The organism is Aureibaculum sp. 2308TA14-22, assembly GCF_040538665.1.
Classification (GTDB): Bacteria; Bacteroidota; Bacteroidia; order Flavobacteriales; family Flavobacteriaceae; genus Aureibaculum.
The window spans coordinates 3,167,867-3,194,149 of sequence record NZ_JBEWXT010000001.1; the positions used below are offsets into that span (position 1 = coordinate 3,167,867).

The following is a 26,283-nucleotide window of genomic DNA, read 5'->3' on the forward strand; positions in this document are numbered from 1 at the left end:
GTTGAATAAAAAATTCCGAAAATCATTACTTTTAATACTCCCAATTGCCTTGGGAGTTTTTTTGGTCTGGTATTTTTTATCAAAATTAACCCAAGAAGATAAAACCGCCATAATAACTTCTTTCAAGTCGGCTAATTATTGGTGGGTATTGCTTTCTTTGGTTTTAGGAGCTTTAAGTCATTTATCCAGAGCATACAGATGGGAATTTATGTTAAAACCAATGGGTTACAAACCAAGGTTTGCTAATAGTGTAATGACGGTTTTTATAGCTTATTTGGTCAATTTAGGCATACCGCGTGCCGGGGAAATTGCCCGTGCAACGGGAATCTCCAAATATGAGAATATTCCTTTCGAAAAGGCGTTTGGCACCATCGTGGCCGAACGTATTGCCGATGCTATTGTACTTTTGTCCATTGTAGGAATTGCATTTTTTCTTCAAGCTGATCTACTTTCTGAAGACCTCTTCAAAAATAGTGATAACAGTATGCAAAAATACCTGTTGATAGCTGTATTTACAATATTGGCGATTATATTTTACTTCGTTGTAAAAAAATCTAAACACCCGTTTTTTATCAAAATAAAAACCTTTATAAATGGTTTAATAGAAGGAGCAATAAGTATTTTTAAAATGGACAACAAATGGTGGTTCATTTTTCACACGCTGTTCATTTGGACTATGTACGTACTTATGTTTTACGTGGTTACCTTTGCATTACCAGAAACTTCCAACTTACCTTTCGAGGCTATTATTGTAGGTTTTGTGGTAGGTGGTATAAGTATGGCAGTAACCAATGGTGGATTAGGTACTTACCCTATAGCAGTAGCAAGTGTACTCATATTGTATGCCGTACCCGATAATCCTGCACGGGCATTTGCTTGGATTATGTGGACCGCACAAACACTTATGGTATTGTTATTTGGCGGACTGTCTTTCTTACTTTTGCCCATTTATAACAGAAATAGAACCTGATGGAGTCTTTTTACAGTAACGGAAAATTACTGCTTACTTCCGAATACCTTGTGCTAGACGGAGCTAAAGCTCTTGCCTTGCCCACTACTTACGGACAAAGCCTTGCTGTAAAAAAAATTAATGAAGAGAAATTAGTCTGGGAAAGTTACACTCTCCAAGACGAGCTTTGGCTACAAGTAGAATTTGACTTGCCCCGATTGCGGATAATCTCAGCAACTTTTGATTCCTCTAAAGATGGCGGTGGAGATTTATTAGCTGAAAAACTGCGAGAAATATTGTTATCTGCTAAAAAATCTAACCCTAAATTTTTATCTGACGGTCACGGTGTTTATGTGAGAACAAAGCTAGATTTTCCAAGAAATTGGGGATTGGGAACTTCCTCAACCTTAATCAATAATATTGCCCAATGGGCTGGTGTTGATGCTTTTCAATTGCAGTTTTCTAATTTTGGAGGTAGTGGTTATGATATCGCCTGTGCACAAAAAGATGTACCAATTTTATATCAATTATTAGATGGAAAGCCACAAATTGATAATATAGTTTTTAATCCAACTTTTAAAGATCAACTCTATTTTGTGCATCTCAATAAAAAACAAAATAGCCGTGAAGGAATTGCAAAATATAGAAATTTTAAAGGAACTATAAACACCTTGGTGGATGAAATTTCGGGATTAACCAATCAATTTATTAAAAGTAAAACTTTAGCTGATTTTGAAATATTAATTGCTGAACATGAAAGAATAATTTCAAAAATAATTGACCAAAAACCCATTCAACAACATTTCTTTTCTGATTATTTTGGACAAACAAAAAGCCTAGGTGCTTGGGGAGGTGATTTTATCCTGGCTACTGGAAACAATGATACGCCTGCTTATTTCAAGCAAAAGGGTTTTGAAACTGTAATCTCATATTCCGATATGATTTTATGAAACAAAGCATTGTAATCATAGGTGGAGGAGCAGCAGGGTTTTTTGCAGCAATTACTTGTGCTGAAAATAATCCAAAAGCCAAAATTACAATACTTGAACGAGGGAAAGATGTGCTTCAAAAAGTAAAAATATCTGGTGGTGGAAGATGCAACGTTACCCATGCCTGTTTTGATCCAAAGGAACTTTGTGAATTTTACCCCAGAGGTAAAAAAGAATTGTTAGGGCCCTTCCATCAATTTATGACTGGAGATACCATGCAATGGTTTGAAAACCGTGGCGTTGAATTAAAAATAGAAGCTGACAATCGTGTTTTCCCAGTTTCCAATTCTTCACAAAGTATTATTGATGTGTTGACAAATACAACCGAAAAGTTAGGAATACAAGTTAAATTAAATCATCGTGTTGAAGCGTTTGAAAAGCAAGAAGAGCTCTGGAAAATTTTAACAAGCAAAGGTAATTTTATAGCCGATAAACTATTGGTTGCTACTGGCAGTAATACCAAAATTTGGGAGCTATTGAGTAACTTAGGGCATACAATAGTTCCACCCGTTCCTTCATTATTTACTTTTAAAATAAACGACAAACGGATTAAAGAAATTCCCGGGGTTACAGTTGCAAATGCAACGGTTTCTATTGTAAATTCGCAATTTGAATCTAATGGGCCACTATTGATTACACACTGGGGTATGAGCGGTCCCGCCGTTTTAAAATTATCAGCTTTTGGGGCTCGTTTTTTGGCTGAAAAAAACTATCAATATAATGTTAAGGTTAACTGGCTTTCACAATCTAAACAGCAGGTTTTCGACAGCTTAAAAACCTTCAGAAAAGAACATCAAAAAAAACAGGTAATAGTAAAGTCTGTTTTCGAAGAAATACCTAAACGCTTATGGATAAACTTAGTTTTAGCCTCTGAAATTAAAAGTGATTCCAATTGGGCGGATGTTTCAAACAAACAACTAGAAAATTTAACCAATCAATTAACCACAAGTATTTTTAATGCCAATGGTAAATCTACTTTTAAAGAAGAGTTTGTCACCGCGGGCGGAGTCGACTTAAAAGAAATAAACTTTAAACGCTTCGAAAGCAAGTTGAATAGTAATCTATTCTTTGCTGGTGAAGTATTAAATATTGATGCCATTACGGGCGGGTTTAACTTCCAAAATGCCTGGACAGGCGGTTATATTGTGGGTAATACTATGACGAAATCTAACAACAAGTAATCCTCGTTCGATATTTATTCCATACCAATTTACCTTTTGGAAATAGTACTAGTATATGAAGTACGGCTAGTAAAATAGCACCAGGTATAGTATTTTCAGCAACAAAAATCATTAATGTGCCTCCCGTTGTTTCATTTAAATTTTGTATAGCTATAGGGTCAAGTCCCATTATGTTCATTTTAATACCAATAATTAAAGCTATGGCCGCAAAATGAAATCCGTTGGCAAATAGGTGTATAATATATTCCCATCGAGGCAAACCACCCATAAATTTTCTGCTATCGCCTTCGGCATAAGCATCTATTCCCAAAACAATAATATCGAGCAATACTAAAATTACGCCTATCCAAAAACCGATTTGGGAGTTACTCAAAAACAAAAACCAAACAATTAGCGGAAATAATATTGCTCTAACGGTATGTGTTTTGTGTTCAAAAACACTTTCTTTTTGGTTAAACAACCCGTACTTCCAAATGTGTAAGTAAAATCCATCATAGGTTGCCAACGCCATAAAAAGTAGTAGACAAAAACTACTTAAATAAAATAGTATTTCCATATTAATTTTGTTTTAGTTGTTATTGAACTGGTTTAAACTTTTTCCATTTGCTAAAAAATTGTACTTTTTCACTCATTTTTTGTCTTTTCATCCTTCCTTAGCTCTGCTAGGCAAATCAAAAAAGCCTTCAAATAAGCAAAAAATGACTAATTTTCGCTTAAACGCGAAAAGTTTAAACCAGTTCATTTATTTTTGAAAAAACATAAAATAATTCTGTCGCAATTTGCAGGCTTCTTTCATTATATTTTGCTAATTGCTCGGGCGTATTATCAAACTTCTTAGGGTCTTCAAAAGTAATCGGAATTCGTTTTTCGGCTCCAGCTATAAATGGGCAATTTTCATCTGCGTGTGAGCAAGTCATGATTGCTGCATAACCTGAATTTGGGTTGAAGGTGTCATCAAAAGTCTTTGAAAATCCAATTACGGGATGCTCATTTTCAGAATACTTAATAGCATATACCGGATTTTTCCCTTCGGATAACTTCTTAATTTTAAAACCTGTATTTTGCAACGTCTCTACTACTTTTGAAAAAAGTGCAGTGGCTTCGGTACCTCCAGAATAGCAAAATACGTTATTAATGTTATAATATGAAGCTGCTGTTTTAGCCCAAATTTGGGATAGGTGACTCCTTCTGGAGTTATGTGTGCAAATAAAATTTAATAGTATTGGCTGTTTAGCATTTACCTTTGACTGAATATACTCGATTAAAGGTTGCAACATGTTTTTACGTTCATCCAAAATGCTTTTTGCACTGAATGTTTGTATTGCGTTTTCTATTTCAGCAAAAAGCTTACTATTTGAATTCATAATTTGATTTCGAATTTTAACAACAACCGCTATTCGGATTGCAACAAGATTCAGATGAAACTTGTAACTCTTTTTCTGGCACTACACATAACTCAGGTGCTTTACATTCTGTTTTAACAGCAAACAGCTTTACAATTAATTTGTTGTCATTAGATTGAACCTTATCAATGGATAGTACGGAAGTATGAAAATCAGCATTGCCATATTCAACTTTTACTTCAGTATCTAGCCATAAAGGTCTAATGGAATTAACGCGATTTAAAATAGAAAGTGCCTTATCCGTTGTTAAGTAATCTTCTTTTCCTATTTCTGAGGGGCTCTCCCATAATTGAATATGTGTCTCTTTCCAATCATTTGTTGTTCCACCACAATCAACGGTTTCAAATGTTACGTTTTTAACTTCGGTTAAATGATAATTTGCCAAGGCAAATTTACCTTCTGCATACTCAAACAAAAGCTCTTTCTGTTTGTTGGCTTCTAATATTTCCAATAATTTTTTAGTATTCATAATTAAACTATTTTAATGTATTCCTATAATTTTGCTTCTTCTTTCCATAATAATATTATCGTGCCATATTCCATCTCGCTTTGCCACTTTTTCTCTGTAGCCAATTTCTCTAAATCCAATTTTTTTATGAAGGTTGATACTGGCTATGTTTCCACGGAAAATACCGGCTTGCAACGTCCAAATACCATTGTTTTCACTTTCAACAATTAGTTTTTCCAATAATTGAATTCCTATTCCTTGATGAGCGTAATCTGTGTGTACATAAACACTAACCTCTGCTACACCTTTATAAACTTCTCTACTTGAAACGATTGAAAGTGCTGCCCAGCCCATTATTTTGTTTTCAGACCAAGCCGCCAAACGCGGGTGTTTTAAAAACTTAATATCCCATTTTTCCCAACTGGGAACCTCGGTTTCAAACGTGGCAATACCCGTTTCAATACCAAGCATGTAAATTTCTGAAACTGCACTCCAATCTTCAATAGCTATATGTTTTATTTCAATTTTCAAACCGCAGCTTAACAACATGTAATGGTTTTAAAGTCCAGTTTAAAAAGTGTTGAGAAAAGTGTTGTAGCCTTTTTCCAATTCTTTTGGTGGATACAATATTTAATTTTTGGAGGATTTATTTCCCCCTCGATCAATCCCGCGTCTTTCAGTTCTTTTAAATGTTGTGATATAGTGGATTGTGCCAATGGTAACATTTCGACCAAATCTCCAGTATAGCAACAGCTCTGGTTACTCAGGTATTTTAAAATAATAAGCCGTGTAGGATGCCCCAATGCTTTGGCAAATTTTGCCAAGACTTCCGCTTCTTCACTAAATTCTATATGTCGTAATGTTTTATTCATAGTTAATCGCAAATGTACGATTAATATTTGAATTGCAAAATTTTATTAATACTTTTGATGAAATTCTCTATTAGGTATGTACCTCTTCGATAATCTTGTTGACTCAACTAAAAACCTATTACCCAAAGAAGGTACGGTAAATTATTATGGAAGATTATTAAGCCAACAGGAAGCAACAGGTTACTATGACAGTTTATTAAAGAACATTGAATGGAAAAACGATATTGCCATTATCTTTGGTAAACGCATAGAAACCAAACGCAAAGTAGCTTGGTATGCCGAAAAGCCTTTTGAATATACCTATTCCAACAATACAAAATTGGCGTTACCATGGACAAAAGAACTATTAGAATTAAAACAAATAGTAGAGGCAAAAACGGGAGAAACATTTAACTCATGCCTGTTGAACCTCTACCACAATGGTTCGGAAGGTATGGCCTGGCATAGTGATGGTGAAAAGGATTTAAAAAAGAACGGTGCAATTGCCTCCTTAAGTTTTGGAGCAGAACGTAAATTCGCTTTTAAACATAAAGAAAGCAAAGAAGTAGTTTCTCTAGTCTTAGAACACGGAAGTCTTTTGGTAATGAAAGATGAAACTCAAACACATTGGCTGCACAGATTGCCACCAACTAAAAAATTCTTTAAACCGAGGGTGAATTTGACTTTTAGAACTATTGAAAAATAAATTCCAAACCCCAAGTCGTTGAAATTTGTTAGTTACTAAGCGGAGCTTAGTTAGCTACTTCTGCCCTATGCGGTTTTAAAGCATCACGATACGTAATCATGTCTTTTTCATCAACTGCAATAAAAGCGGTTGCATTATATTCAGAAAATTCTGCTACCTCAACCTCATGGTAAGTCAAGTTTTCCTTTACCGCAAACTCTTTTAAATGTATAGCATGATGTTTAGCCGTAGGCAAAGCTTCAGGCCCTCTAAAGTCCCAAATGAGTTTTATTTTTCTGTTCAATTTTAATCTTTTAAAGAGCAAAAATAAACTTTATTCCTTTTGCAGTTTATGTTCTTTCCCTCCAAAATTGAGAATCATAGAATTATCCGAAAGATTAAAGCTAAATTTTATTCCCATTGAGTCGTAACTGAAGGTGTCTTTTTTTGTAGCAATTAATTTAAAAGCAGGTTGACCCGTTGCTTGAGCAATTAGTGTATTTCCTTCTTTAGTAAAAGTTACTTTTGCAGGAAATGTTGAGCCGCTATAAACTCCCAAATACACATCTAAATCTTCACTTTTTAATTCAATATTAGATTTACTTTCAAGTTTTGGGTCATTACTGAAATAGGTTTCTAATATGGATATTAAAGTTGGTACTACTGAAGTATTTGAAGCATTAAAACAAAATGCAATTGAAACATTTTTACTGGGAATGTATGCAGCCATAGCTCTGAAACCATCAATTCCGCCATCGTGTCCATATACCTTCATCCCTTTAAAAACCAATTGAGACATTCCTATTCCCATATTCTCGTTTACGGTTTTCATTTTTTTCAAAGCTGTTTTTGAAGTTAAGTTACCTGAAAAGAGATTGTCATAAAATATGTTCAGTTCTCTAGGGGTCGCTACAATTGCCCCTGCTCCCATTGGTCCGGTTAAATCGGTTTCCAATGTTATTGGTTTCCATTCAGGATCTTCCTGATAATAAGATAATGCCTCATTTTTCTCTGGGCTTATTTTCTTACCATATAGAGTTCTTGTCAAATTAAGTGGTTCTATAATTCGAGTATTCAAAATCTCAGAAAACAGCTTTTTATCAATGTCTTCAGCAATATAAGAGAGTAAAATATAATTGGTATTTGAATATGATGTTTTTGTATTAGGTTCAAAATCTACTCCATTTTTAATAGCTTTTTCAAGCATTTCTTTTCTACTTCTCGGCTTACTTATCCAAAGCATAAACCCTTCTTCAGAAGTTATATTATATAAACCACTTCTATGATATAACAAATTTTCAATAGTTATTTTTTCTGCATTTTTAATTTCAGGAAAGTAAGTGCTTAGCTTAGTATTCAAACTCAACTTTTCCTCATCAATCAATTGCATTATAATTGTGGCCGTAAACGTTTTGGTGATGGAGCCAATTCTATATTTAGTAAATGCATCGGCTTTAGTTTTTGAATTAAGATTTGAAAAACCTATGGATTTTTGATAAACTTCCTCTCCGTCTTTAAAAATGGAAACCGTGCCCATTGCCATATTACTTTCTTCAATGCTATTTAATAAACTATCAAGTTTAGTTTTGTTAATAGTTTGAGATTGTAAGTAAGAGCAAAATAAAAGTGCCGCTATTATAATAAATCGTATCATTCTTTATTTTTTTAACCATGTTAACACAATAATCCCTAATCTGCCTATTAAAAACACAACCATACCAAAAACAGGAGATAGCATACTTATTTTTATACCGCTAGCCAAAACTGCAGGTGAAATATTATCAATAGACTCTATCGCATCAAATCCACCAATCATACCAATAAGCTGGCCTAAAAAACCCCAAACCAAAGCAAATAATGTTATGGAGCTTATAAGTTTAATGGTTTTACTAGAAGATTCTTTTTTTAGCAAACCTTGAACAATTAAAATAATAACCAGAATTAAAATTAGAAGTAACGGATACATAAAAAATGGGCCTCCTTCACTAAGTCTATCAAACATAATATTTAGATTTTAAAATTAATAATAGCCAAATGTATCTATTACTCTCCATACATTTTTAAATTAGCGATAAAACAACAAATAAGTACGACAAATAACCTTTTTAGCCTTCTTTGTATATTTTTTGTGCAAAAAACAAGCTTAAATTGGTAATTCGCCTATGAAATTACGCACATTGAAATAAATTAAGCAACTTGCATCATTAAAAGCTGTAAATAGTAATAATGAATATAAACCTACTTCATAAAAGTAAATTTATACCCGTGCATTTTATACTATGGGTAGGTGTATGGTTTTTCTTTGTTTATTTTTTTAGTTATAACTCTAACAACACAAAATATGTAACTTGGTTTTCAAGTCTTCTCTTACCCATAACCATGGCTACTACCTACTTTATGGTGTATTATTTAATCCCCAACTACTTATTAGTCAAAAAGTATTTTCTCTTTGTTCTTTATGGTTTATATACTGCTGTTTTTTCTACTTATTTGATTGTCCTCGCTATTTTTGGAAGTTTTATTTTCCTGTCGAATATGGAAATAAAAAAAATGCCACCAATGAGTCGGAATTTTGTATTTATTCTAATTCTAGTGTATTTAATAGTTGCTATTTTTAGTTTTATAAGTTTGCTAAATCATAATTTTAAAACCATTTCTAAAAATAAAGCGTTAGAGAACAAAATTTTGGATGCCCAATTGCAAATCAAAAGTCAAGAATTGCAATACCTAAAAAAACAGATACACCCACATTTTTTGTTCAATACATTAAATACTATTTATGGTTTTGCCCTAAAACAGTCTAAAGATACACCCGAAATTATTTTAAAATTGTCCAATTTACTGGACTATATACTATACCAAGTGGGCAAACCGAAGGTTAGCTTAAAAAAAGAGGTTTACCATATTAAAGAATATATCGAATTGGAAAAAATCAGGTTTCAAGATTCTTTAAAAGTGGAATTTACATCTGATGAAATACCCGAAACTGTTCAGATTGCACCAATGGTTTTAATTCCATTTGTGGAAAATGCGTTTAAGCATGGAAGTATTATCGACGGATTTTTAAGAATCGAGATTGTGATTGAATTTTCCAATAATACGCTGATTTTTAGCATCAATAATACGGCCTTACAGGGTGGAACGATTCAAAAAAACAAGGGTATCGGACTGAAAAACATCAAGAAAAGATTGACTATTTTGTATCCCGAAAATCATAGTTTATCCATTTTTGAGAAAAAAAATAGATACAATGTAACGCTTAAAATTTTAGATCTAAAATGATAAACTGCATTATTGTCGATGATGAACATATAGCCCGCGAAATTTTAGAGACGCATTTGCAAAAAATAGACTTCATTACTGTTTCCGGTTTGTGCAAAAATGCAGCTGAAGCCTTTAATGTTATAAGTTCAGAAAAAATAGACTTGGTTTTTTTGGACATTAATATGCCCGAAATTTCAGGTTTGGCATTTGCAAAATCAATCAATAAAAATATCAAAGTAATTTTTACCACAGCTTACCGTGAATATGCCATTGACGGATTCGACTTGCAAGCTGTTGACTATTTACTTAAACCTATTTCCTTTGAACGCTTACTACAAGCGGTTAATAAATTTACAAATGAAAACGTTCAAATAGCATCGGAACCTATAACCGAAATTCCTGAAAAGAGTGATTTTATCTTTGTCCGTGCAGACAGAAAAATGGTAAAAATTAATTTTTCTGAAATACTATATATTGAAAGTTTAAGTGATTATATCCAAATCCACTTTAAGGATAAAACCGTTACAACCCGAGAAACCATTAGCAACATTGAGGCAAAACTACCGCAACAACAGTTTTTAAGGGTTCACCGCTCATTTATAGTTTCCATTGCTAAAATAGAATTGTTTACCAATGAGTTTGTAGAAATAAATAATAAAGCTATCCCAATTAGTAGAACTTATAAAAATGATGTTTTAAAACAATTGGAAAATCTTTAAGTTTACATTGAACATTGTAATTTAAAAGTATTCCTTTCACTTAGAAAATCGCATTCCAATACATTTACAAATGCTTTTTTCAAAACTAAAAAACTCGGCGGTATTTATTGCGGTGCTGGGTATTGTGCTGTTTTCCGCCAAGGCCATAATGGTTAAATTGGCGTATCGATACAATGTGAGCTCGTTACATTTATTATTGTTCCGTATGTTGTTTTCTTTGCCTTTTTATGTGCTGATTTTGTATTTTATAAAACCTTCGGCATCATATAATGTTAAAAAACAAGATTACATTTGGCTGATACTTTTTGGTTTTTTAGGCTATTATTTGGCAAGTTATTTCGACTTTTTAGGCTTGCAATACATCAAAGCGGGTTTGGAACGCATCATTCTTTTTGTGTATCCCACTTTGGTATTAATTATCGGTAGGATTTTCCTAAAAGAGAAAATTTCCACAAAACAGATTATTGCCATTTTGATAACTTATTTTGGCGTAATCGTAACCTTCAGTGGCGAACTGCAATACAACGGTGACCACGTTTTGCTCGGCGGCTTCCTTATCTTTTTAAGTGCGTTGACGTATGCGAGCTACCTTGTGGGTAGTGGATGGCTGATTCCTAAATTTGGGGTGCTACGGTTTACCTCTTACGCTATGATTGTCTCCTCAATTTGTGTGATAATCCATTATTTGATTGTTGATCGAACCAGTATTTTTGGTTATGCCTATCAAGTGTATCTTCTCGGGTTTCTAATGGCGGTTCTTTCTACATTAATTCCTTCATTTTTGGTGTCGTTAGCTATCAAGAAAATAGGAGCTTCCAACTTTTCTATTATTGGGAGTATTGGGCCAATTTCAACTATTGTTTTGGCATATATTTTTCTTGATGAAAGGTTAACACTCATACAATTATTGGGTGCGGTTATTGTCATTATCGGTATTACCCTTGTTACCTTGAATAAATCTAAAAAAAGAGCGAAAGTAAACGCTTAACTTTTATCTTTGTGCAAAATCTCAAAATTTTGGAACTTAACGACCTTATTTACGAGCCAACGAATTCAAAAATTTTAGAAGATGGCTCTTTCACTTGGAAAGCACCCAGTAATATTGCTTTGGTAAAATATTGGGGAAAACGTAAAGATCAAATTCCCGAAAATCCTTCTATTAGTTTTACGTTATCGAATTGCTTTACGGAAACTACGTTGGAGTTTAGAAAAAGTGAGAGTGTTGAGGAAGTTTTAGAACCAAATGAAGATGATGAACTTTCTTCTAGAGTTAGAAGTAAAACTTTTAAAGTTGAGGTGTTTTTGGACGGCGAAAAAAAACCAGAATTTAAAGAGAAAATTCAAATTTTTCTAAAAAGAACGATTAATCTTATTTCTTTTATTTCTGATTACGATTTAATAATCAAAACCCACAACTCTTTTCCTCACAGTAGCGGTATAGCTTCTTCTGCAAGTGGCATGTCGGCGTTGGCTTTGTGTATTATGAGCATGGAAAAGGCGTTAAATCCCGATTTATCGGATGAATTGTTTTGCAAAAAAGCCTCTTTTTTGGCCCGTTTAGGCTCTGGAAGTGCGGCCAGAAGCATAGAAGGCCCACTTGTGGTCTGGGGAGCACATGACAAAATCAATGACAGTTCAGATTTCTTTGGTGTAAAATTTTCTGAGCCTATCCACCAAAATTTCAAAAACTACCAAGACACCATTTTATTGGTGGACAAAGGCGAAAAACAAGTCTCCAGTACTGTTGGGCACAATTTAATGAACGGTCATCCTTTTGCCCAGCAACGTTTTGTTCAAGCCAATGAAAATATGATTAAAATTTCGGAAGCTCTTACATCTGGTGATTTAAAATCCTTTATTAGTATTGTTGAAAGTGAAGCTCTTACACTTCATTCTATGATGATGACTAGCCATCCTTATTTTATCTTAATGAAACCTAATACACTGCAAATCATCAATAAAATATGGGCTTATAGAAAAAGAACAAACTCAAACATTTGTTTCACACTAGATGCTGGTGCTAATGTTCACGTATTATTTCCTGAAAAGGAAAAAGAAACAGCTAACAAATTTATTGTGAGCGAATTACTTCCATTTTGTCAAAATAATCACTATATTAGCGACAGCGTCGGTCTTGGAGCAACGCAGATTGACGCCAAATAATTCAACCCTTTATGTCCGCTCCATTGATAAAATGATTATAAAGATAATGTAAGACATAATAAACCAAGACTAGAGAAACAGAACCATACATACTATCGGTCAAAAAACCGAGTATGGAATTTTGTGGTCTTATTATTAATTAAAATCTCTAGTCATGAAAAACTTAACTACACTTAGTTGCCTCGTTGCAATACTCATTTCCAGCTCATTATTTGCCCAAAAAGATACGTTATGGTACGATGCCAATTGGGGAGAAACGGAACGTGCTCACGCTTCATATTATAGACCTGCACCTGAAAAAAAAGATAACGGATATTGGTGGGAAGATTATTATATTGATGGTACCAAACAGATGGAAGCTTTATCTCTAAAAGAAAACGAAGAAATTTTTGATGGAAAAGTAACATGGTTTCACCCCAACGGTAAAGTGATGCAGACTGTGCATTATAAAAATAATGTTCCACACGGATTACGTAAAAATTATTACCTCAGCGGCCCTCTAAAAAGCCAATATTCTTATACTGATGGTAAAGTCGATGGTGATTATGTAGCGTATCACGAAAATGCTCAAAAATCAGAAGAAGGTATTTACAAAAATGGCGACAGAATTGGTGCGTGGAAAGAATATCATAAGAATGGTAAGCTAAAAGCCGAAGGCAAATATAACAATGGAAAAAAAACAGGAACTTGGCAAGTTTATTATTATGATGGAATGGAAGAAAACTAAATAATAAACCGTTAATAGCAGCGTTTTAGCCTAATACACATACATAATTTGATAAGATTATAGTATATTTGCATTAAACTGCTACGTTAATAAACCAAAATTAATGAAAGGACCTCTGTTTTATGCTAAGATTTTGCTCTTTGGTGAGTATGGAATTATAAAAGATTCAAAAGGCTTAGCTATACCTTATAATTCGTTTCAAGGAGCTTTAAAATCATCAAATGAATTAACGGATACTGCGAAAAATTCTAATGAAAATTTATTCAAATTCTATCAATACTTAACTAATATTGACAAGAGTATTGTACATTTTAGATTAGATGAGCTTAAACGCGATATCGAAAACGGTATGTATTTCGATTCTAGTATTCCGCAAGGATACGGTGTAGGAAGTTCTGGTGCATTGGTAGCAGCTATTTACGATAAGTACGCCGATGATAAAATTACTGTACTAGAAAATTTAACCAGAGACAAGTTATTAAAATTGAAAGGTATATTTTCATTGATGGAATCTTTCTTTCATGGTAAAAGTTCAGGTTTAGATCCTTTGAATAGTTATTTGAGTTTGCCAATTCTTATAAATTCCAAAGACAATTTAGAGCCCACTGGCATTCCATCACAAAAAGAAGGTAAAGGAGCGGTGTTTTTATTAGATTCTGAACAAATGGGTGAAACCGAACCAATGGTTAGCCTTTTTATGAACAAGATGAAAAATGAAGGTTTTAGAAGAATGATTAATGAAGATTTTGCCAAATATACTGATGCCTGTATTGATGATTTTTTACGCGGTAATGCAAAATCTCTTTTTGGTAATGTTAAGCAACTTTCTAAGGTTGTATTGGCAAATTTTAAACCAATGATTCCCAAGGCTTTTCACAACCTTTGGCAGCAAGGCATAGATACCAATGCTTACTACCTGAAATTATGCGGATCCGGTGGGGGTGGTTATATCTTAGGTTTTACCAAAGACTACGCTAAAGCTCAAGAAATATTAAAAAATTATAAATTAGAATTGGTTTACAGATTTTAATTATGGCTTATGGACTTACTTAAAGCCGCAGAAGAAAACACTCCAAAGAAACCAAAAAAATATCCTTTTTACTATAAATTTTTCAGCCTACTTTCCGTAGTTAGGGGTTATAATATTGTAATTATTGTAATAGCACAATATTTGGCTTCTATATTTATTTTTGCCCCTGAAAAATCATTGCGTGGTGTTTTACTCGATCTTGATTTGTATTTAATTGTTTTAGCCACAATATGTGTAATTGCCTCTGGGTACATTATCAATAATTTTTACGATGTAGATAAAGACAAAATAAACAAGCCTCAAAAGACAAAACTGGACAGCATCGTAACACAACAAACTAAGCTTTATATTTATTTTACACTAAATTTTTTAGGTTTTGTTTTTGCATTTTTTGTATCGTGGAAAGCCGCCCTGTTTTTTGCTGTTTATATTTTCTTAATCTGGCTGTATTCGCACAAATTAAGGCATTATCCATTAGTGAAATTATTTTCCGCAGCTACTTTAGCTTTGTTGCCATTTTTTGTAATTTTTGTCTATTACAGAAACTTCTCAACTGTAATTTTTACTCATGCTTGTTTTTTGTTTTTTATTTTATTGATTAGAGAACTGATTAAAGATTTAGAATCTTTACAAGGAGATATTGTTTCAAATTACCTTACTTTACCTATTAAATATGGCGAACGATTTACCAAAATGTTAATTACATTAATTGTATTTTTAACAATACCGCCTATTTATTTTTTGTTACGATATCCTGAAATTGGGTTGATGCGATACTATTTCTATTTTTCAGGATTAGTATTGCTTATTTTTCTTATTTTGCTTTGGCAATCAAACAGTAAAAAAAACTATATGTTGCTGCACACAATACTTAAATTATTGATTATTGCCGGTGTGTTCAGTTTGGCATTTATAGATACTTCTGTGATATTAAAAAAATTATTATGAGTTCGCATTTATTAAAAGTCGGTTTGGCACAAATTGCACCTTTATGGTTAGATAAAGAAAAAACTATTGAAAAAATAGTTGCTACCGTAAAAGATGCAGCCAAAGAGAAAAGTGAATTGGTTGTTTTTGGAGAAGCTTTATTACCTGGCTATCCCTTTTGGTTGGCATTGACTGGTGGTGCAGAGTGGAATACAAAAATAAACAAAGAGCTTCATGCTCACTACGCAAACAATGCAATTCAAATAGAAGCTGGTGAACTCGATAACATTTGCCAATTGGCTAAAGTAAATAAGATAGCAATCTATTTAGGTATCATTGAACGGGCAAAAAATAGGGGTGGGCACAGCTTATATTGTTCTCTAGTATATATCAATCAACAAGGAAAAATACAATCGGTACATAGAAAGTTACAGCCTACTTACGACGAGCGTTTAACATGGGCTCCTGGCGATGGTAATGGATTGCAAGTGCATCCGCTTAAAAAATTTACCGTTGGCGGGTTAAATTGTTGGGAAAATTGGATGCCTTTACCCAGAACGGCATTGTACGGAATGGGAGAAGACTTACATATTGCGGTTTGGCCCGGAAGCGATCATAACACCAAAGACATTACTCGGTTTATAGCAAGGGAGTCACGCTCTTATGTTATTTCGGTATCAAGTTTAATGACAAAAAACAACTTCCCTAAAAACACACCGCATTTAGATAAAATATTAAAAAAAGCACCTGAAACATTGGCCAATGGAGGTTCGTGTATTGCTGGACCGGACGGGGAATGGTTATTAGAACCTGTACTGCATAAAGAGGGGTTATTAGTTGAAACGTTAGATTTTAACCGTGTACTGGAAGAACGTCAAAATTTTGATCCCGTAGGGCATTATTCTAGACCCGATGTTACCAAGCTTATTGTAAACAGAGAACGGCAGCAAATAATTGATATTAAAGATTAGTTTAACTTCATTAAAAGCATTAATTTTGCCACATAAACTCTTCATATAATAGGGGTTTTAAATTCATAAAAAATGGCAAAACAAAACTCGTCGAGAGGACGACACGCCAAAGCGTCTTCTTCAGATTCAAAAAAGAAATCTACAACAGTCAAAAAATCATTTGACAAAAGCAAAAAATTTGGAGGTAAAAGTAAACCAAACCCTTATAGAAAGGATATCCGAAAAGATACTCCTAAACAACGTTTGGAAGAGCCTACTGAAATCAGATTAAACAAATACATTTCCAACTCTGGAATCTGCTCGCGTAGAGAGGCTGATGTATTTATTAAAGCGGGTAGTGCAACCGTTAACGGAAAAGTAATTACCGAAATGGGCTACAAAGTAAAACCAACTGACGATGTTCGTTTTGACGGTGCACTTATAAACCCTGAAGCAAAACGCTATGTTTTACTGAATAAACCTAAGAATTATATTACCACAATGGATGATGAACGTGGCAGGAAAACGGTTATGGAATTGGTAGGCAGAGCAACGAAAGAACGTATCTATCCCGTAGGTAGGCTAGATAGAAACACTACTGGTTTATTGCTGTTTACCAATGATGGCGAAATGGCAAAAAAACTAACACACCCCAAGCACAATGTAAAAAAATTATACCATGCTTCTTTAGATAAAAAATTAGCATTGAGCGATTTACAAAAAATATCTGAAAATTTTGTACTAGAAGGTAAAATGGTTTTTGTGGATGCTATTTCGTATATAGATAATCAGCCCAAAACGGAAGTTGGTATAGAAATCCACTCAGGTAGAAACCGAATTGTGAGAAAAATATTTGAACATTTTGATTATAAAGTAATCAAATTAGACCGTGTTATTTTTGCAGGAATGACCAAGAAAAATCTACCTAGAGGACATTGGAGACACTTAACACAACAAGAAGTAAATAATTTAAAGATAATATAATTAGCAGAAACTATTCCCTTCACAAAGGGAAGGGTTAAGGATGGGAATTTATTAAAAATCACTAAGTGAAATATTATATCCTTGTCGGCGAAGCCTCTGGCGATCTACACGCTTCAAACCTAATGAAAGCATTGCAAAAAAAAGATGCCAATGCAGAATTTAGGTTTTGGGGTGGCGACTTGATGGAATCCGTTGGCGGGACATTGGTAAAGCATTACAAAGAAAGGGCTTTTATGGGTTTTGCGGAAGTACTGATGAATCTTCGTAAAATTTTAGGGCTGATTTCTTTCTGTAAAAAAGATATTGCGGAATACCAACCTGACCATATTATTTTTGTGGACAATTCCGGATTTAACCTACGTATTGCTAAATGGGCAAAAAAAGAAGGTTTTAGAACTAACTATTATATCTCACCACAAGTTTGGGCATCACGAGCAAGTCGTGTTGAAGCGATAAAACGTGATATTGATGCCATGTACGTTATTTTACCTTTTGAAGAAACTTTTTACAAAACATACAATTATAAAGTACATTTTATAGGCCATCCACTTATTGATGCCATTGCGGACAGAACTCAAGTTCGCGAAAAGGAATTTAGAAAAGCACATAATATAGGTGAGAAACCAATTATAGCCCTGTTGCCTGGAAGTCGGAAACAAGAAATTACAAAAATGTTATCGGTAATGTTGAGTATGGTGGATAGGTTCAAAGATTATCAATTTGTTATTGCGGGTGCACCAAGTCAGGATTATGAGTTCTATAAGTCGTTTATCAAAGATTCCAATGTGCAATTTATACCCAATAAAACTTATGATTTACTTTCACTTTCGTATGCCGCATTGGTAACTTCTGGTACCGCAACGTTGGAAGCCGCCCTGTTTAAAGTACCGCAGGTAGTGTGCTATAAAGCTAGTAATATCTCCTATCAAATTGCAAAGCGAATTATTACGTTAAAATTTATTTCGCTTGTGAATTTAATTATGGATTGCGAAGTGGTTACAGAACTTATCCAGTACGATTTTAACACTAAAAACCTAGAAAAAGAACTGACTAAAATTCTAGACACCAAATACCGCGAACAACTCTTTTTAGACTATTTTGAATTGGAGAAAAAACTGGGTGGTAAAGGGGCGAGTGAAAAAGCTGCAGAGTTGATTTATAACTCTAAATCTTAGTATTTACTAAATACTTCCTCCTAAAAACTACTACTAGAATTATCATCCGTAAAAACATCCAAACGGTAAAGGCTATCCATATAGCGTAAAGTTTTAATCCAAAATAATCACCTATTAATAACACGGGGATAAATCCTAAAAAAGTGGCGATTAATAGCGTATTCCGTAAGGTTACAGCTTCTGCCAAACCTTTAAACAAACCGTCAAAAACAAAAGCAATTGCATTTAAGGGTTGCATTAACAACACAATCCAAAAAACAGCATAAAAAGTATCTAAAACCTGACTTTCATTAGAAAAAGCATTTCCAATAGGGATATAAAACACAAAACAAATTATAGCTAATATAAAAGCAATGATAATGGCATATTTACTAAGGTCTATACTTAAATTCCATAAACTTTTATAATCCTTTTCGCCCAAAAGCCTTCCAGAGACAATATTGGCCACACTAGAATAACCATCAATAAAAAAAGCAAAAAACAGCCATATTTGAAAAGCAATGGTTTGTGCCGCTATATAATTATTACCATAAGCAGTTGCATAAGAATTGGCAAAATAAATAGCAATATTTAAGGACAATGCTCTGACAAATAAATTCACACTCAACAATAATAATCGTTTTATTTCTTTATTAAATGGCCATTGAAATTTAAAACGAAACGGTGTTTTTTTAAGGAATAGCACTAAGGCCATTATCGCCATAACCACTTGAGCAATTACACTTGCATAAGCCGCTCCCTCGATATGCATGGCAGGTATAAAACCTTCAATACCAAACACTAAAATAAAATCTAAACCAATATTCAATAACATCCCTGTAATACTAATTATCATTGGCCAGAATGTGTTTTGCAAGCCCCTAAAAACGCCAAAAATAGAAAAAACAAAGAGTGTTAATGGTAGCCCAATAGCTCTTATTTTATAATAAGAAACGGTATAATTTAAAATCAAACCTTCTGCATTATATAATTTAAAGATAAACTCGACAAAAGCTATTGATATAATATATAATAAAGCACTTAACCCTAAATTAATTGCAATAATTTGGGTGGGTAAAGATTGTATTTCATCTAGTCGGTTTGCCCCAAAATATTGGGCAATAATTGCGGAAATTGCCGAACGTGTTTGAGCTAAAATCCAAATTAAAGCTGACAAAAATGAACCTGCTATACCAACAGCTGCTAAGGCTTCAGTAGCATTAACATCAATGTTGCCTACTATCGCTGTATCTGTTATAGAAAGTAACGGCTCTGCAATGCCAGCTATCAATGCTGGTAAAGCCAATTTATTAATATATTTAAAAGTTATTTTAGGTTTGGATTGCACTATAATATAATTTATTCCAATTTACCTCTCCTTGGGAGAGGTTATTTTAAAAAATGCAAAGTTCGGAAAATAATTATCAAAATGAGGAATAGAAAAATGTAAATAAAAGGTAGTTTTTTAAATGGGAAAAGCCCCAAGTGACATGAGATGCAAATGAGGCTTTTAATTAAATAACTCTAAATTTAATTTCTTTTAATAGTAATTTTGACTATTAGCAATTTTTTATATTGGGTATTTACTTACCTCAAATATAGTATAGAAAAGTGTTCATTTAAAGTAAATTAAACGTAAGTGTTATTTTTCTTAACAAATGGTATAGATTTAACAACAAATGGTAAATTGAAATTTATTTAAGATTGTAAAAATTTGAAAATACTAAAATACATACCCGCACAACTTGTCTTTTTTCTGGTCATTGGAATCATTTTGGGGTATTATTTAAAACTCGGCCTTCAGCCAATAAATACTCTTCTGATAATTGCGTTACTGTCATTAGCAACATCATATTTTGTCTCAAGAAAAAAGGGGGCTCATTATTATTTTACATTTAGTACTTATGCTGTTTTTATATTGATTGGTATAGCTTCAATTACATTTAAGAATCCTCGGCTTAAGGAAAAAAACTATAGTAAATATGTGTCCAAAAATATTAACGAAACGGTTTTAGTTATTGATCAAATTCTAAAATCTAATTCTTATTATGACAATTTTATAGCAAAAGTTGTAGCCGTTAACAATAACAAATCACAAGGTAAAATAAAGCTAAATTTTGCAAAAGATTCCACAGGCAATCAATTCGCAGTTGATGACAAAATCCTTGTTTTTGAAAATTTTAAGGAAATAGATAAACCCAAAAATCCTTACCAGTTTAATTATAAAAACTATTTAGCAAGACAACAGGTTTACCATCAAATGACTATTTATGATAACTCATTCATATATTTAAACAAGAATAGGACATCATTAAAGGGATTAGCACATACTTTTAGGCAAAAGATAAATACAGCACTTATAAAAAATGGATTCAAAGGTGATGAACTAGCAATCATCAATGCATTATTGTTAGGGCAACGTCAAGAAATTTCAAAAGAAATCATAGAAAACTATCAAAATGCAGGTGCCATACATATTCTGGCAGTTTCTGGTTTACATGTTGGTATTATTTTATTACTACTCAACTTTTTGTTTAAACCAATAGAACAGTTCAAAAATGGAAAAGTTATTAAACTGATTCTAATAGTATTATTTCTATGGGCATTTGCTTTTATTGCTGGTTTATCAGCATCAGTAATTAGGGCAGTAACTATGTTTACCGCTGTGGCAATAGCCATGGCAACAAAAAAAGAAGTCAGCACTTACAAAACATTGTTGATTTCAATCTTTTTCTTATTGTTGTTTAATCCTTATTATCTTTTTGAGGTCGGATTCCAACTGAGTTACTTGGCCGTATTTTTTATTGTTTGGATACAACCGCAATTGTATAATCTTTGGCAACCAAAATATAAGGTTGTTGATTATCCGTGGCAATTATTTACGGTTTCCGTGGCCGCTCAATTGGGTGTTTTACCTTTGAGTTTGTATTATTTTCATCAATTTCCAGGATTGTTCTTTGTGGCTAACCTTTTGATTATTCCATTTTTGGGGCTCATTTTAGGATTGGGCATATTGGTAATTATACTTTCTCTTTTTGATATATTACCAAGTTTTTTAGCCTCTATTTATGAATATATTATTAACCTATTAAACACTACTGTAGGTTGGATTGGCAAACAAGAATCTTTTCTTTTTAAAGATATTTCTTTTACAATTATCTCAGCTGTATTGAGCTATTTTGTAATTATTATCTTTTTTAAATGGTTTGAAACTAAAAAACAACCACTATTAAAATATGTATTGATAGCTGTTATTCTGTTTCAATCAAATTTAATTTTAGAAAAATACAAAACCAAAACCTCTTCTGAATTTATCGTTTTTAATAAACCGAGACATTCTGTACTCGCAAAAAGGATAGGCGATAACATTACCATCAATCATAATTTGGACAGCATTTCAACTAATAATGCAATAAAAGATTATTTTATAGGTACAAATTCCAACATTAACTCAATAAAAAACACAATAGGAAATGTACATCAAATCAATTCGCAAAAGTTATTAGTTATAGATAGTTTAGGTATTTACGAAGGACTTGATTTTAAACCTGAGATTATTTGGTTAAGAAACTCTCCAAAAATTAATTTACAACGGTTAATTGACCAAATCAAACCTAAAAAAATTGTTGCCGACGCATCCAATTACAAAAGCCATATAACACATTGGCAAAAAACTAGTAAAAACAACAATATTAGCTTCCATTACACCGTTAAAGATGGTGCATTTATAGAAGAATTATAGGCTCTATATAATTAGTTATATTTGCAACTTTAAAATAAAGATTCTTATGAAGATTATAGTCCCCATGGCAGGTATAGGTTCTCGTTTGAGACCTCATACGTTAACTATTCCCAAACCATTAACATTAATAGCAGGAAAACCCATCGTGCAGAGACTAGTAGAAGATATTGCTACAGTTTTAAAACAAGATGTCGAAGAAATCGCTTTTATTATTGGTTCCACTTTTCCTGGTGATACCGAAAATAAACTATTAGCCATTGCCAAAGATTTAGGTGCAAAAGGCGTGGTTACAGTTCAAGAAACCGCTCTGGGTACGGCTCATGCCATACAATGTGCAAAAGAATCTTTAGAAGGGCCTTGCGTGGTCGCTTTTGCAGATACACTTTTTAAAGCTGATTTTACGTTGAATGCCGATGCCGATGGTGCAATTTGGGTCAAAAAGGTTGAAAACCCGAGTGCATATGGGGTTATAAAAATACAAGATGGAATTATTACCGATTTTGTTGAAAAGCCTGAGACCTATGTATCTGATTTGGCAATTATCGGAATTTATTACTTTAAGAAAGGAGAAATATTACGTGACGAAATTCAGTATTTATTAGATAATAACATTAAAGAACATGGAGAATATCAATTGACCAATGCTCTAGAAAACATGAAGCAAAAAGGTATGAAATTTGTTCCTGGTCAAGTAGATGAGTGGATGGATTGTGGTAATAAAGAAATTACCGTAGAAACCAATGGTAGAGTACTAAAATTTGCACAACAAGATGGGCAAAATTTGGTGTCAGAATCTGTTGTGTTGGAAAACTCAGAAATCATTCAACCATGTTATATTGGCGATAATGTCAAGTTAATTAATGCTAAAATAGGGCCAAATGTATCTCTTGGCACAAGTAGTGTTGTAGAAAACTCGACAATTAGTAATTCTTTAATCCAGACCAATACCTCAATTAAAAATGCAACGCTAGAAAATGCCATGATAGGCAATAACGTTGAATATAATGGTAATTTTACCTCAATTAGCATAGGAGATTATTCTAATTTGGTTTAAGTTTAATGAGTAAGTGGATCAAACATATTATAATTTTACTAGTGATGAGTTTTTCTTTTATTGGGTTTGCTCAGACTGATTCATTGGCTCAAGTTTTTTTAGCCAAAAAAAATGTAGAAGAACTTAAAAAAGAACAAAATAATCTTGATTTTGAAAAACACTTTTTTGAAGCCTTACAACAAAAAGCTATCGGTAATTTTGATAAAGCTATTATGGCATTAGAAAAATGTCAAGATATTAAAAAAGATGATAAAGCCCTAAATTTTGAGTTTGGTAAAAATTATTTTGAACTTGAAAAATATACTGAAGCTGAAGCGTTTACGATAAAAGCTTTAAAAAAAGATGCCAATAATTTATTTATACAACTATTACTGAGAGACATTTACAACAGGCAAAATAATTATAAAGCCGCTTTAGAAATTCAAAAGAAAATTGCAGAAAAGCATGACAATTCTGAGTTAGATTTGGTTATTCTTTATATTAAAAACAATCAAATTGAAGAGGCCAAAAAAATGTTGATAGCTTTGGAAAAAAAAGGAACTTTAGATGAAAATTTACTTCCTTTTAAAGAATCTATTCTAAGTGGTAGTATTTCAACACCTAACAAAGCGTCTACAGATAAATCTATTGAAAAGCAATCTATAGATGAGTTAAAGATAACTTATAAATCAGAAAAATCGTTCCGTGTTTTAAAACAGCTGTTAATTAAGCTAAATAATAAAAAGAAATACTTAGAACTGGAAAAAGAAAGTGGAGATGGATTAGAACTTTTCCCTGCTCAACCCTTCGTTTATTTAATGAGTGCTACCGCTTTAAATAATACAAAAAAATATGATCAGGCTCTACTAAAGTTACAAATTGGTTTAGATTTTATAGTTGACGACGCCAATCTTGAGGCTGATTTTTATGACCAAATAGGACTAAGCTACAAAGGGTTAAAAAACAATGTTGAAGCTTCCAAAAATTACAACAAAGCCACGGCCTTAAGACAAAAAAAATCATAATATGTTTAAAAAAACTTTTTTTATAGTGGTGATTATGTTTTCTGTTTTGGCTTGCAAAACAACTAAAGTTACAAGTACATCCGAAAATATGGGTTTGTCATCTAAAAAAGTAATAAAGAATCATTACACTAATTCTTTTGATAAAAAAACAATTAACGCCAAGTTAAAAATCAAATACAAAGGAAAAAGTAGTTTACCTAGTGTTACTGGCTCATTAAGGCTTCAAAAAGATGAAACGATTTGGATTAGCTTAACCAAACTAGGTTTTCCGATAGGTAAAGTATTAATCACCCCGAATAAAGTTAGTTTTTACGAAAAAATAAATAGAACCTATTTTGATGGAGATTTTGCCTTATTAAGTAATTTCTTAGGGACAGAGTTAAACTTTCAAAAAGTACAAGATTTACTACTTGGTCAGAGTTTATTAGATTTAAAAAAAGAATCTTTTGAATTATCTGTTCAAGAAAAAAATTACCTGCTAAAACCAAAAGTTGGTAATCCCTTATTTGACATTTTATTTTTGATAAATCCTATTAATTTTAAGATCAACAGTCAACAGTTAAATCAAAAAGACGAAAATAATACCTTAGTTATCAATTATGATAATTATGAAACTATTGAAGATGAGTTTTTTCCGAGAGAGATCCTTATCATAGCCTCAGATGAAAAAAATACCTCAACTATAGATGTTGATTACAAATCTGTTGAATTTAATAAAACAGTTAGTTTTCCCTTTAAAATTCCAAAAAATTACGAAAAAATAGAATTAAAATAATCAGAATAACTTTGTTGAAATATTTTTACATTCTAAAATGTTGTTTCCCTAAAAAAGGATAGTTTTGTACCATGAACTCAAGAGTTGTCTTTTTTATTACTATCTCCTTATTCTTTTCTTTGTCTTGTTTAGGGCAATCTAAATCGCAATTAGAAAAAAAGAGAAAACAGATTCAAAAAGAAATAAGAGAAGCCCAAAACTTGTTGATTAAATCTAAAAAAGAAGCGGAAACCTTGCTTTCTGAACTCGACGATTTGAATAAAATAATCAGCATCCGCTCTCGCTTAATCAGAACCATTGACGAAGAGGCTGAAGTGCTTTCTGAAGCTATTGCAAAAAACGAAAAAGAGATTAACGCATTAGAGAAAAATCTGAACGCTTTAAAAAAAGAGTACGCAAATATGGTGGTAAGCTCTTACAAAAGTAGAAACAAGCAAAGCAGATTACTATTTTTATTGTCTTCAGAAAGTTTTGCACAGGCCTACAAGCGTTTGCAGTACATAAAACAATATGCCAATTACAGAAAAGAGCAAGGAGAACAAATTCAGGTTTCAGCCAATGAACTCAGTGTTTTAACAGATTCCTTACGAGATAGAGAAGATGAAAAAAGATTGCTTATTGCGTTACATACCAAACAAAAAGACAGTATTGACCGCGAAAAGAACTCACAGGTAAAACTTGTGGGCAAAGTAAAGGCTAAAGAAAGAAAGTATATATCACAAATAAAAAAGAAACAGGCCGAAGAACGTAAAATAGACCGACAAATAGACAAGCTTATTGCTGCTGCTATTGCAAAATCTAAAAAAGGAACTGGCAAAAAGGCTTCATCTGTTTTTCACTTAACACCTGAAGAGAAAAACCTAGCAGGTAATTTTGCGGCCAATAAAGGTAAGTTATACTGGCCTGTTAAAAAAGGACTAGTAGTACGGAAATTTGGAACACAGCCCCACCCAACATTAGCAGGAATAACAATGCAAAGTAGCGGTATTCATATTGCTACTGAAAAAGGAGCTAAGGCTAGAGCTATTTTTAAAGGAAAAGTGATGTCTATTCAATTGCAGGCAGGTAGAAAAAAGCTCGTATTGATTCAACATGGAAATTACATCACTGCCTATAAAAACTTAGATGATGTTATGGTTAAATTGGGCGATACCGTAAGCACGGGTGATGAAATAGGAACCATTCATACCGATGCAGTTAACGGCAAAACAGTACTAATATTTAGTTTGTTTAAAGAGACTAAAAAGCTAAACCCTCAACCTTGGATTGGTAAAATAACCTAAC

The 26,283-nt window shown here is 32.8% G+C and carries 28 protein-coding genes; 19 read left to right on the forward strand and 9 right to left on the reverse strand.

What is annotated here, in order from left to right; genetic code table 11:
* Window position 1 precedes the first annotated feature (1 nt).
* Genes U5A88_RS14150 through U5A88_RS14160 form a run of 3 tightly spaced genes read left to right on the forward strand, consistent with a single transcriptional unit; the run spans window position 2 to window position 3,119 of the window.
* The gene (locus tag U5A88_RS14150) at window positions 2–970 is read left to right on the forward strand and encodes a lysylphosphatidylglycerol synthase transmembrane domain-containing protein (protein ID WP_354207491.1); all 969 of its coding nucleotides are present in this window, start codon (window positions 2–4) and stop codon (window positions 968–970) included.
* Window positions 970–1,899, forward strand: a complete 930-nt coding sequence (locus U5A88_RS14155; protein WP_354207493.1) for a GYDIA family GHMP kinase — start codon at window positions 970–972, stop codon at window positions 1,897–1,899. Before U5A88_RS14150 ends, U5A88_RS14155 begins: the two co-directional genes overlap by 1 nt.
* Entirely contained in the window at window positions 1,896–3,119 is a 1,224-nt protein-coding gene (locus tag U5A88_RS14160) for a BaiN/RdsA family NAD(P)/FAD-dependent oxidoreductase (RefSeq protein WP_354207495.1), read from the forward strand. Before U5A88_RS14155 ends, U5A88_RS14160 begins: the two co-directional genes overlap by 4 nt.
* On the opposite strand, the gene U5A88_RS14165 is transcribed toward U5A88_RS14160, so the two are convergent.
* From U5A88_RS14165 to U5A88_RS14185, 5 genes are all read right to left on the reverse strand, one after another.
* The gene (locus U5A88_RS14165) at window positions 3,106–3,675 is read right to left on the reverse strand and encodes a hypothetical protein (RefSeq protein WP_354207497.1); all 570 of its coding nucleotides are present in this window, start codon (window positions 3,673–3,675) and stop codon (window positions 3,106–3,108) included. The two genes, U5A88_RS14160 and U5A88_RS14165, sit on opposite strands and share 14 nt — an antisense overlap.
* Window positions 3,676–3,847: 172 nt before the next feature.
* On the reverse strand, window positions 3,848–4,483 hold the full coding sequence (locus U5A88_RS14170) for a low molecular weight phosphatase family protein (RefSeq protein ID WP_354207499.1): 636 nt from the start codon (window positions 4,481–4,483) through the stop codon (window positions 3,848–3,850).
* A 16-nt stretch (window positions 4,484–4,499) separates the two neighbouring features.
* Window positions 4,500–4,991 (reverse strand): DUF6428 family protein, encoded by a 492-nt coding sequence (locus U5A88_RS14175; RefSeq protein WP_354207501.1) that lies wholly within the window; start codon window positions 4,989–4,991, stop codon window positions 4,500–4,502.
* Between the two features lie 12 nt (window positions 4,992–5,003).
* On the reverse strand, window positions 5,004–5,519 hold the full coding sequence (locus U5A88_RS14180; protein WP_354207503.1) for a GNAT family N-acetyltransferase: 516 nt from the start codon (window positions 5,517–5,519) through the stop codon (window positions 5,004–5,006).
* Window positions 5,510–5,842: an ArsR/SmtB family transcription factor gene (locus U5A88_RS14185; RefSeq protein WP_354207505.1), complete on the reverse strand. Its 333-nt coding sequence runs from the start codon at window positions 5,840–5,842 to the stop codon at window positions 5,510–5,512. Before U5A88_RS14185 ends, U5A88_RS14180 begins: the two co-directional genes overlap by 10 nt.
* Window positions 5,843–5,918: 76 nt before the next feature.
* On the opposite strand from U5A88_RS14185, the gene U5A88_RS14190 reads away from it, so the two are divergent.
* Window positions 5,919–6,527, forward strand: coding sequence for an alpha-ketoglutarate-dependent dioxygenase AlkB family protein (locus U5A88_RS14190; RefSeq protein ID WP_354207507.1), 609 nt, complete (start codon window positions 5,919–5,921; stop codon window positions 6,525–6,527).
* A 46-nt stretch (window positions 6,528–6,573) separates the two neighbouring features.
* Here U5A88_RS14190 and U5A88_RS14195 read toward each other — a convergent pair whose 3' ends face one another.
* The 3 genes from U5A88_RS14195 to U5A88_RS14205 are packed head-to-tail and all read right to left on the reverse strand — an operon-like array spanning window position 6,574 to window position 8,508.
* Window positions 6,574–6,810, reverse strand: a complete 237-nt coding sequence (locus U5A88_RS14195) for a hypothetical protein (protein ID WP_354207509.1) — start codon at window positions 6,808–6,810, stop codon at window positions 6,574–6,576.
* A 30-nt stretch (window positions 6,811–6,840) separates the two neighbouring features.
* The gene (locus U5A88_RS14200; RefSeq protein WP_354207511.1) at window positions 6,841–8,160 is read right to left on the reverse strand and encodes a serine hydrolase domain-containing protein; all 1,320 of its coding nucleotides are present in this window, start codon (window positions 8,158–8,160) and stop codon (window positions 6,841–6,843) included.
* A 3-nt stretch (window positions 8,161–8,163) separates the two neighbouring features.
* Window positions 8,164–8,508: a MotA/TolQ/ExbB proton channel family protein gene (locus U5A88_RS14205; RefSeq protein WP_354207513.1), complete on the reverse strand. Its 345-nt coding sequence runs from the start codon at window positions 8,506–8,508 to the stop codon at window positions 8,164–8,166.
* A 224-nt stretch (window positions 8,509–8,732) separates the two neighbouring features.
* On the opposite strand from U5A88_RS14205, the gene U5A88_RS14210 reads away from it, so the two are divergent.
* The 10 genes from U5A88_RS14210 (at window position 8,733) to lpxB (ending at window position 18,445) form a co-directional block, all read left to right on the forward strand.
* Window positions 8,733–9,788 carry a sensor histidine kinase gene (locus tag U5A88_RS14210; RefSeq protein ID WP_354207515.1) on the forward strand — a complete coding sequence of 352 codons (1,056 nt, stop codon included), beginning with the start codon at window positions 8,733–8,735 and terminating at the stop codon, window positions 9,786–9,788.
* Window positions 9,785–10,489 (forward strand): LytR/AlgR family response regulator transcription factor, encoded by a 705-nt coding sequence (locus U5A88_RS14215; protein ID WP_354207517.1) that lies wholly within the window; start codon window positions 9,785–9,787, stop codon window positions 10,487–10,489. Before U5A88_RS14210 ends, U5A88_RS14215 begins: the two co-directional genes overlap by 4 nt.
* A gap of 70 nt (window positions 10,490–10,559) precedes the next feature.
* Window positions 10,560–11,477, forward strand: a complete 918-nt coding sequence (locus U5A88_RS14220) for a DMT family transporter (protein ID WP_354207519.1) — start codon at window positions 10,560–10,562, stop codon at window positions 11,475–11,477.
* 11 nt (window positions 11,478–11,488) lie between these two features.
* Window positions 11,489–12,652 (forward strand): diphosphomevalonate/mevalonate 3,5-bisphosphate decarboxylase family protein, encoded by a 1,164-nt coding sequence (locus U5A88_RS14225; protein ID WP_354207521.1) that lies wholly within the window; start codon window positions 11,489–11,491, stop codon window positions 12,650–12,652.
* A gap of 154 nt (window positions 12,653–12,806) precedes the next feature.
* Window positions 12,807–13,379, forward strand: coding sequence for a toxin-antitoxin system YwqK family antitoxin (locus U5A88_RS14230; protein ID WP_354207522.1), 573 nt, complete (start codon window positions 12,807–12,809; stop codon window positions 13,377–13,379).
* Window positions 13,380–13,482: 103 nt separating this feature from the next.
* Window positions 13,483–14,409: a mevalonate kinase family protein gene (locus U5A88_RS14235; protein ID WP_354207524.1), complete on the forward strand. Its 927-nt coding sequence runs from the start codon at window positions 13,483–13,485 to the stop codon at window positions 14,407–14,409.
* Between the two features lie 9 nt (window positions 14,410–14,418).
* Complete coding sequence (locus tag U5A88_RS14240; RefSeq protein WP_354207526.1) at window positions 14,419–15,357, forward strand: geranylgeranylglycerol-phosphate geranylgeranyltransferase; 939 nt, start codon at window positions 14,419–14,421, stop codon at window positions 15,355–15,357.
* Window positions 15,354–16,307 carry a carbon-nitrogen hydrolase family protein gene (locus U5A88_RS14245; protein WP_354207528.1) on the forward strand — a complete coding sequence of 318 codons (954 nt, stop codon included), beginning with the start codon at window positions 15,354–15,356 and terminating at the stop codon, window positions 16,305–16,307. Before U5A88_RS14240 ends, U5A88_RS14245 begins: the two co-directional genes overlap by 4 nt.
* Window positions 16,308–16,379: 72 nt before the next feature.
* Window positions 16,380–17,270 carry a pseudouridine synthase gene (locus U5A88_RS14250; protein ID WP_354207530.1) on the forward strand — a complete coding sequence of 297 codons (891 nt, stop codon included), beginning with the start codon at window positions 16,380–16,382 and terminating at the stop codon, window positions 17,268–17,270.
* Between the two features lie 65 nt (window positions 17,271–17,335).
* Complete coding sequence (gene lpxB / locus U5A88_RS14255; RefSeq protein ID WP_354207532.1) at window positions 17,336–18,445, forward strand: lipid-A-disaccharide synthase; 1,110 nt, start codon at window positions 17,336–17,338, stop codon at window positions 18,443–18,445.
* Here lpxB and U5A88_RS14260 read toward each other — a convergent pair.
* Window positions 18,435–19,772, reverse strand: a complete 1,338-nt coding sequence (locus U5A88_RS14260; protein WP_354207533.1) for an MATE family efflux transporter — start codon at window positions 19,770–19,772, stop codon at window positions 18,435–18,437. The genes lpxB and U5A88_RS14260 overlap by 11 nt on opposite strands.
* Before the next feature lie 366 nt (window positions 19,773–20,138).
* On the opposite strand from U5A88_RS14260, the gene U5A88_RS14265 reads away from it, so the two are divergent.
* The 5 genes from U5A88_RS14265 to U5A88_RS14285 all read left to right on the forward strand — a co-directional run bounded on the left by U5A88_RS14265 (window position 20,139) and on the right by U5A88_RS14285 (window position 26,282).
* On the forward strand, window positions 20,139–22,166 hold the full coding sequence (locus U5A88_RS14265) for a ComEC/Rec2 family competence protein (RefSeq protein WP_354207535.1): 2,028 nt from the start codon (window positions 20,139–20,141) through the stop codon (window positions 22,164–22,166).
* Window positions 22,167–22,212: 46 nt separating this feature from the next.
* Complete coding sequence (locus tag U5A88_RS14270) at window positions 22,213–23,220, forward strand: sugar phosphate nucleotidyltransferase (protein ID WP_354207537.1); 1,008 nt, start codon at window positions 22,213–22,215, stop codon at window positions 23,218–23,220.
* 44 nt (window positions 23,221–23,264) lie between these two features.
* On the forward strand, window positions 23,265–24,224 hold the full coding sequence (locus U5A88_RS14275) for a tetratricopeptide repeat protein (protein WP_354207538.1): 960 nt from the start codon (window positions 23,265–23,267) through the stop codon (window positions 24,222–24,224).
* A 1-nt stretch (window position 24,225) separates the two neighbouring features.
* Window positions 24,226–24,999: a DUF4292 domain-containing protein gene (locus U5A88_RS14280; RefSeq protein WP_354207540.1), complete on the forward strand. Its 774-nt coding sequence runs from the start codon at window positions 24,226–24,228 to the stop codon at window positions 24,997–24,999.
* 71 nt (window positions 25,000–25,070) lie between these two features.
* Window positions 25,071–26,282, forward strand: a complete 1,212-nt coding sequence (locus tag U5A88_RS14285; RefSeq protein WP_354207542.1) for a murein hydrolase activator EnvC family protein — start codon at window positions 25,071–25,073, stop codon at window positions 26,280–26,282.
* Window position 26,283: the final 1 nt, after the last annotated feature.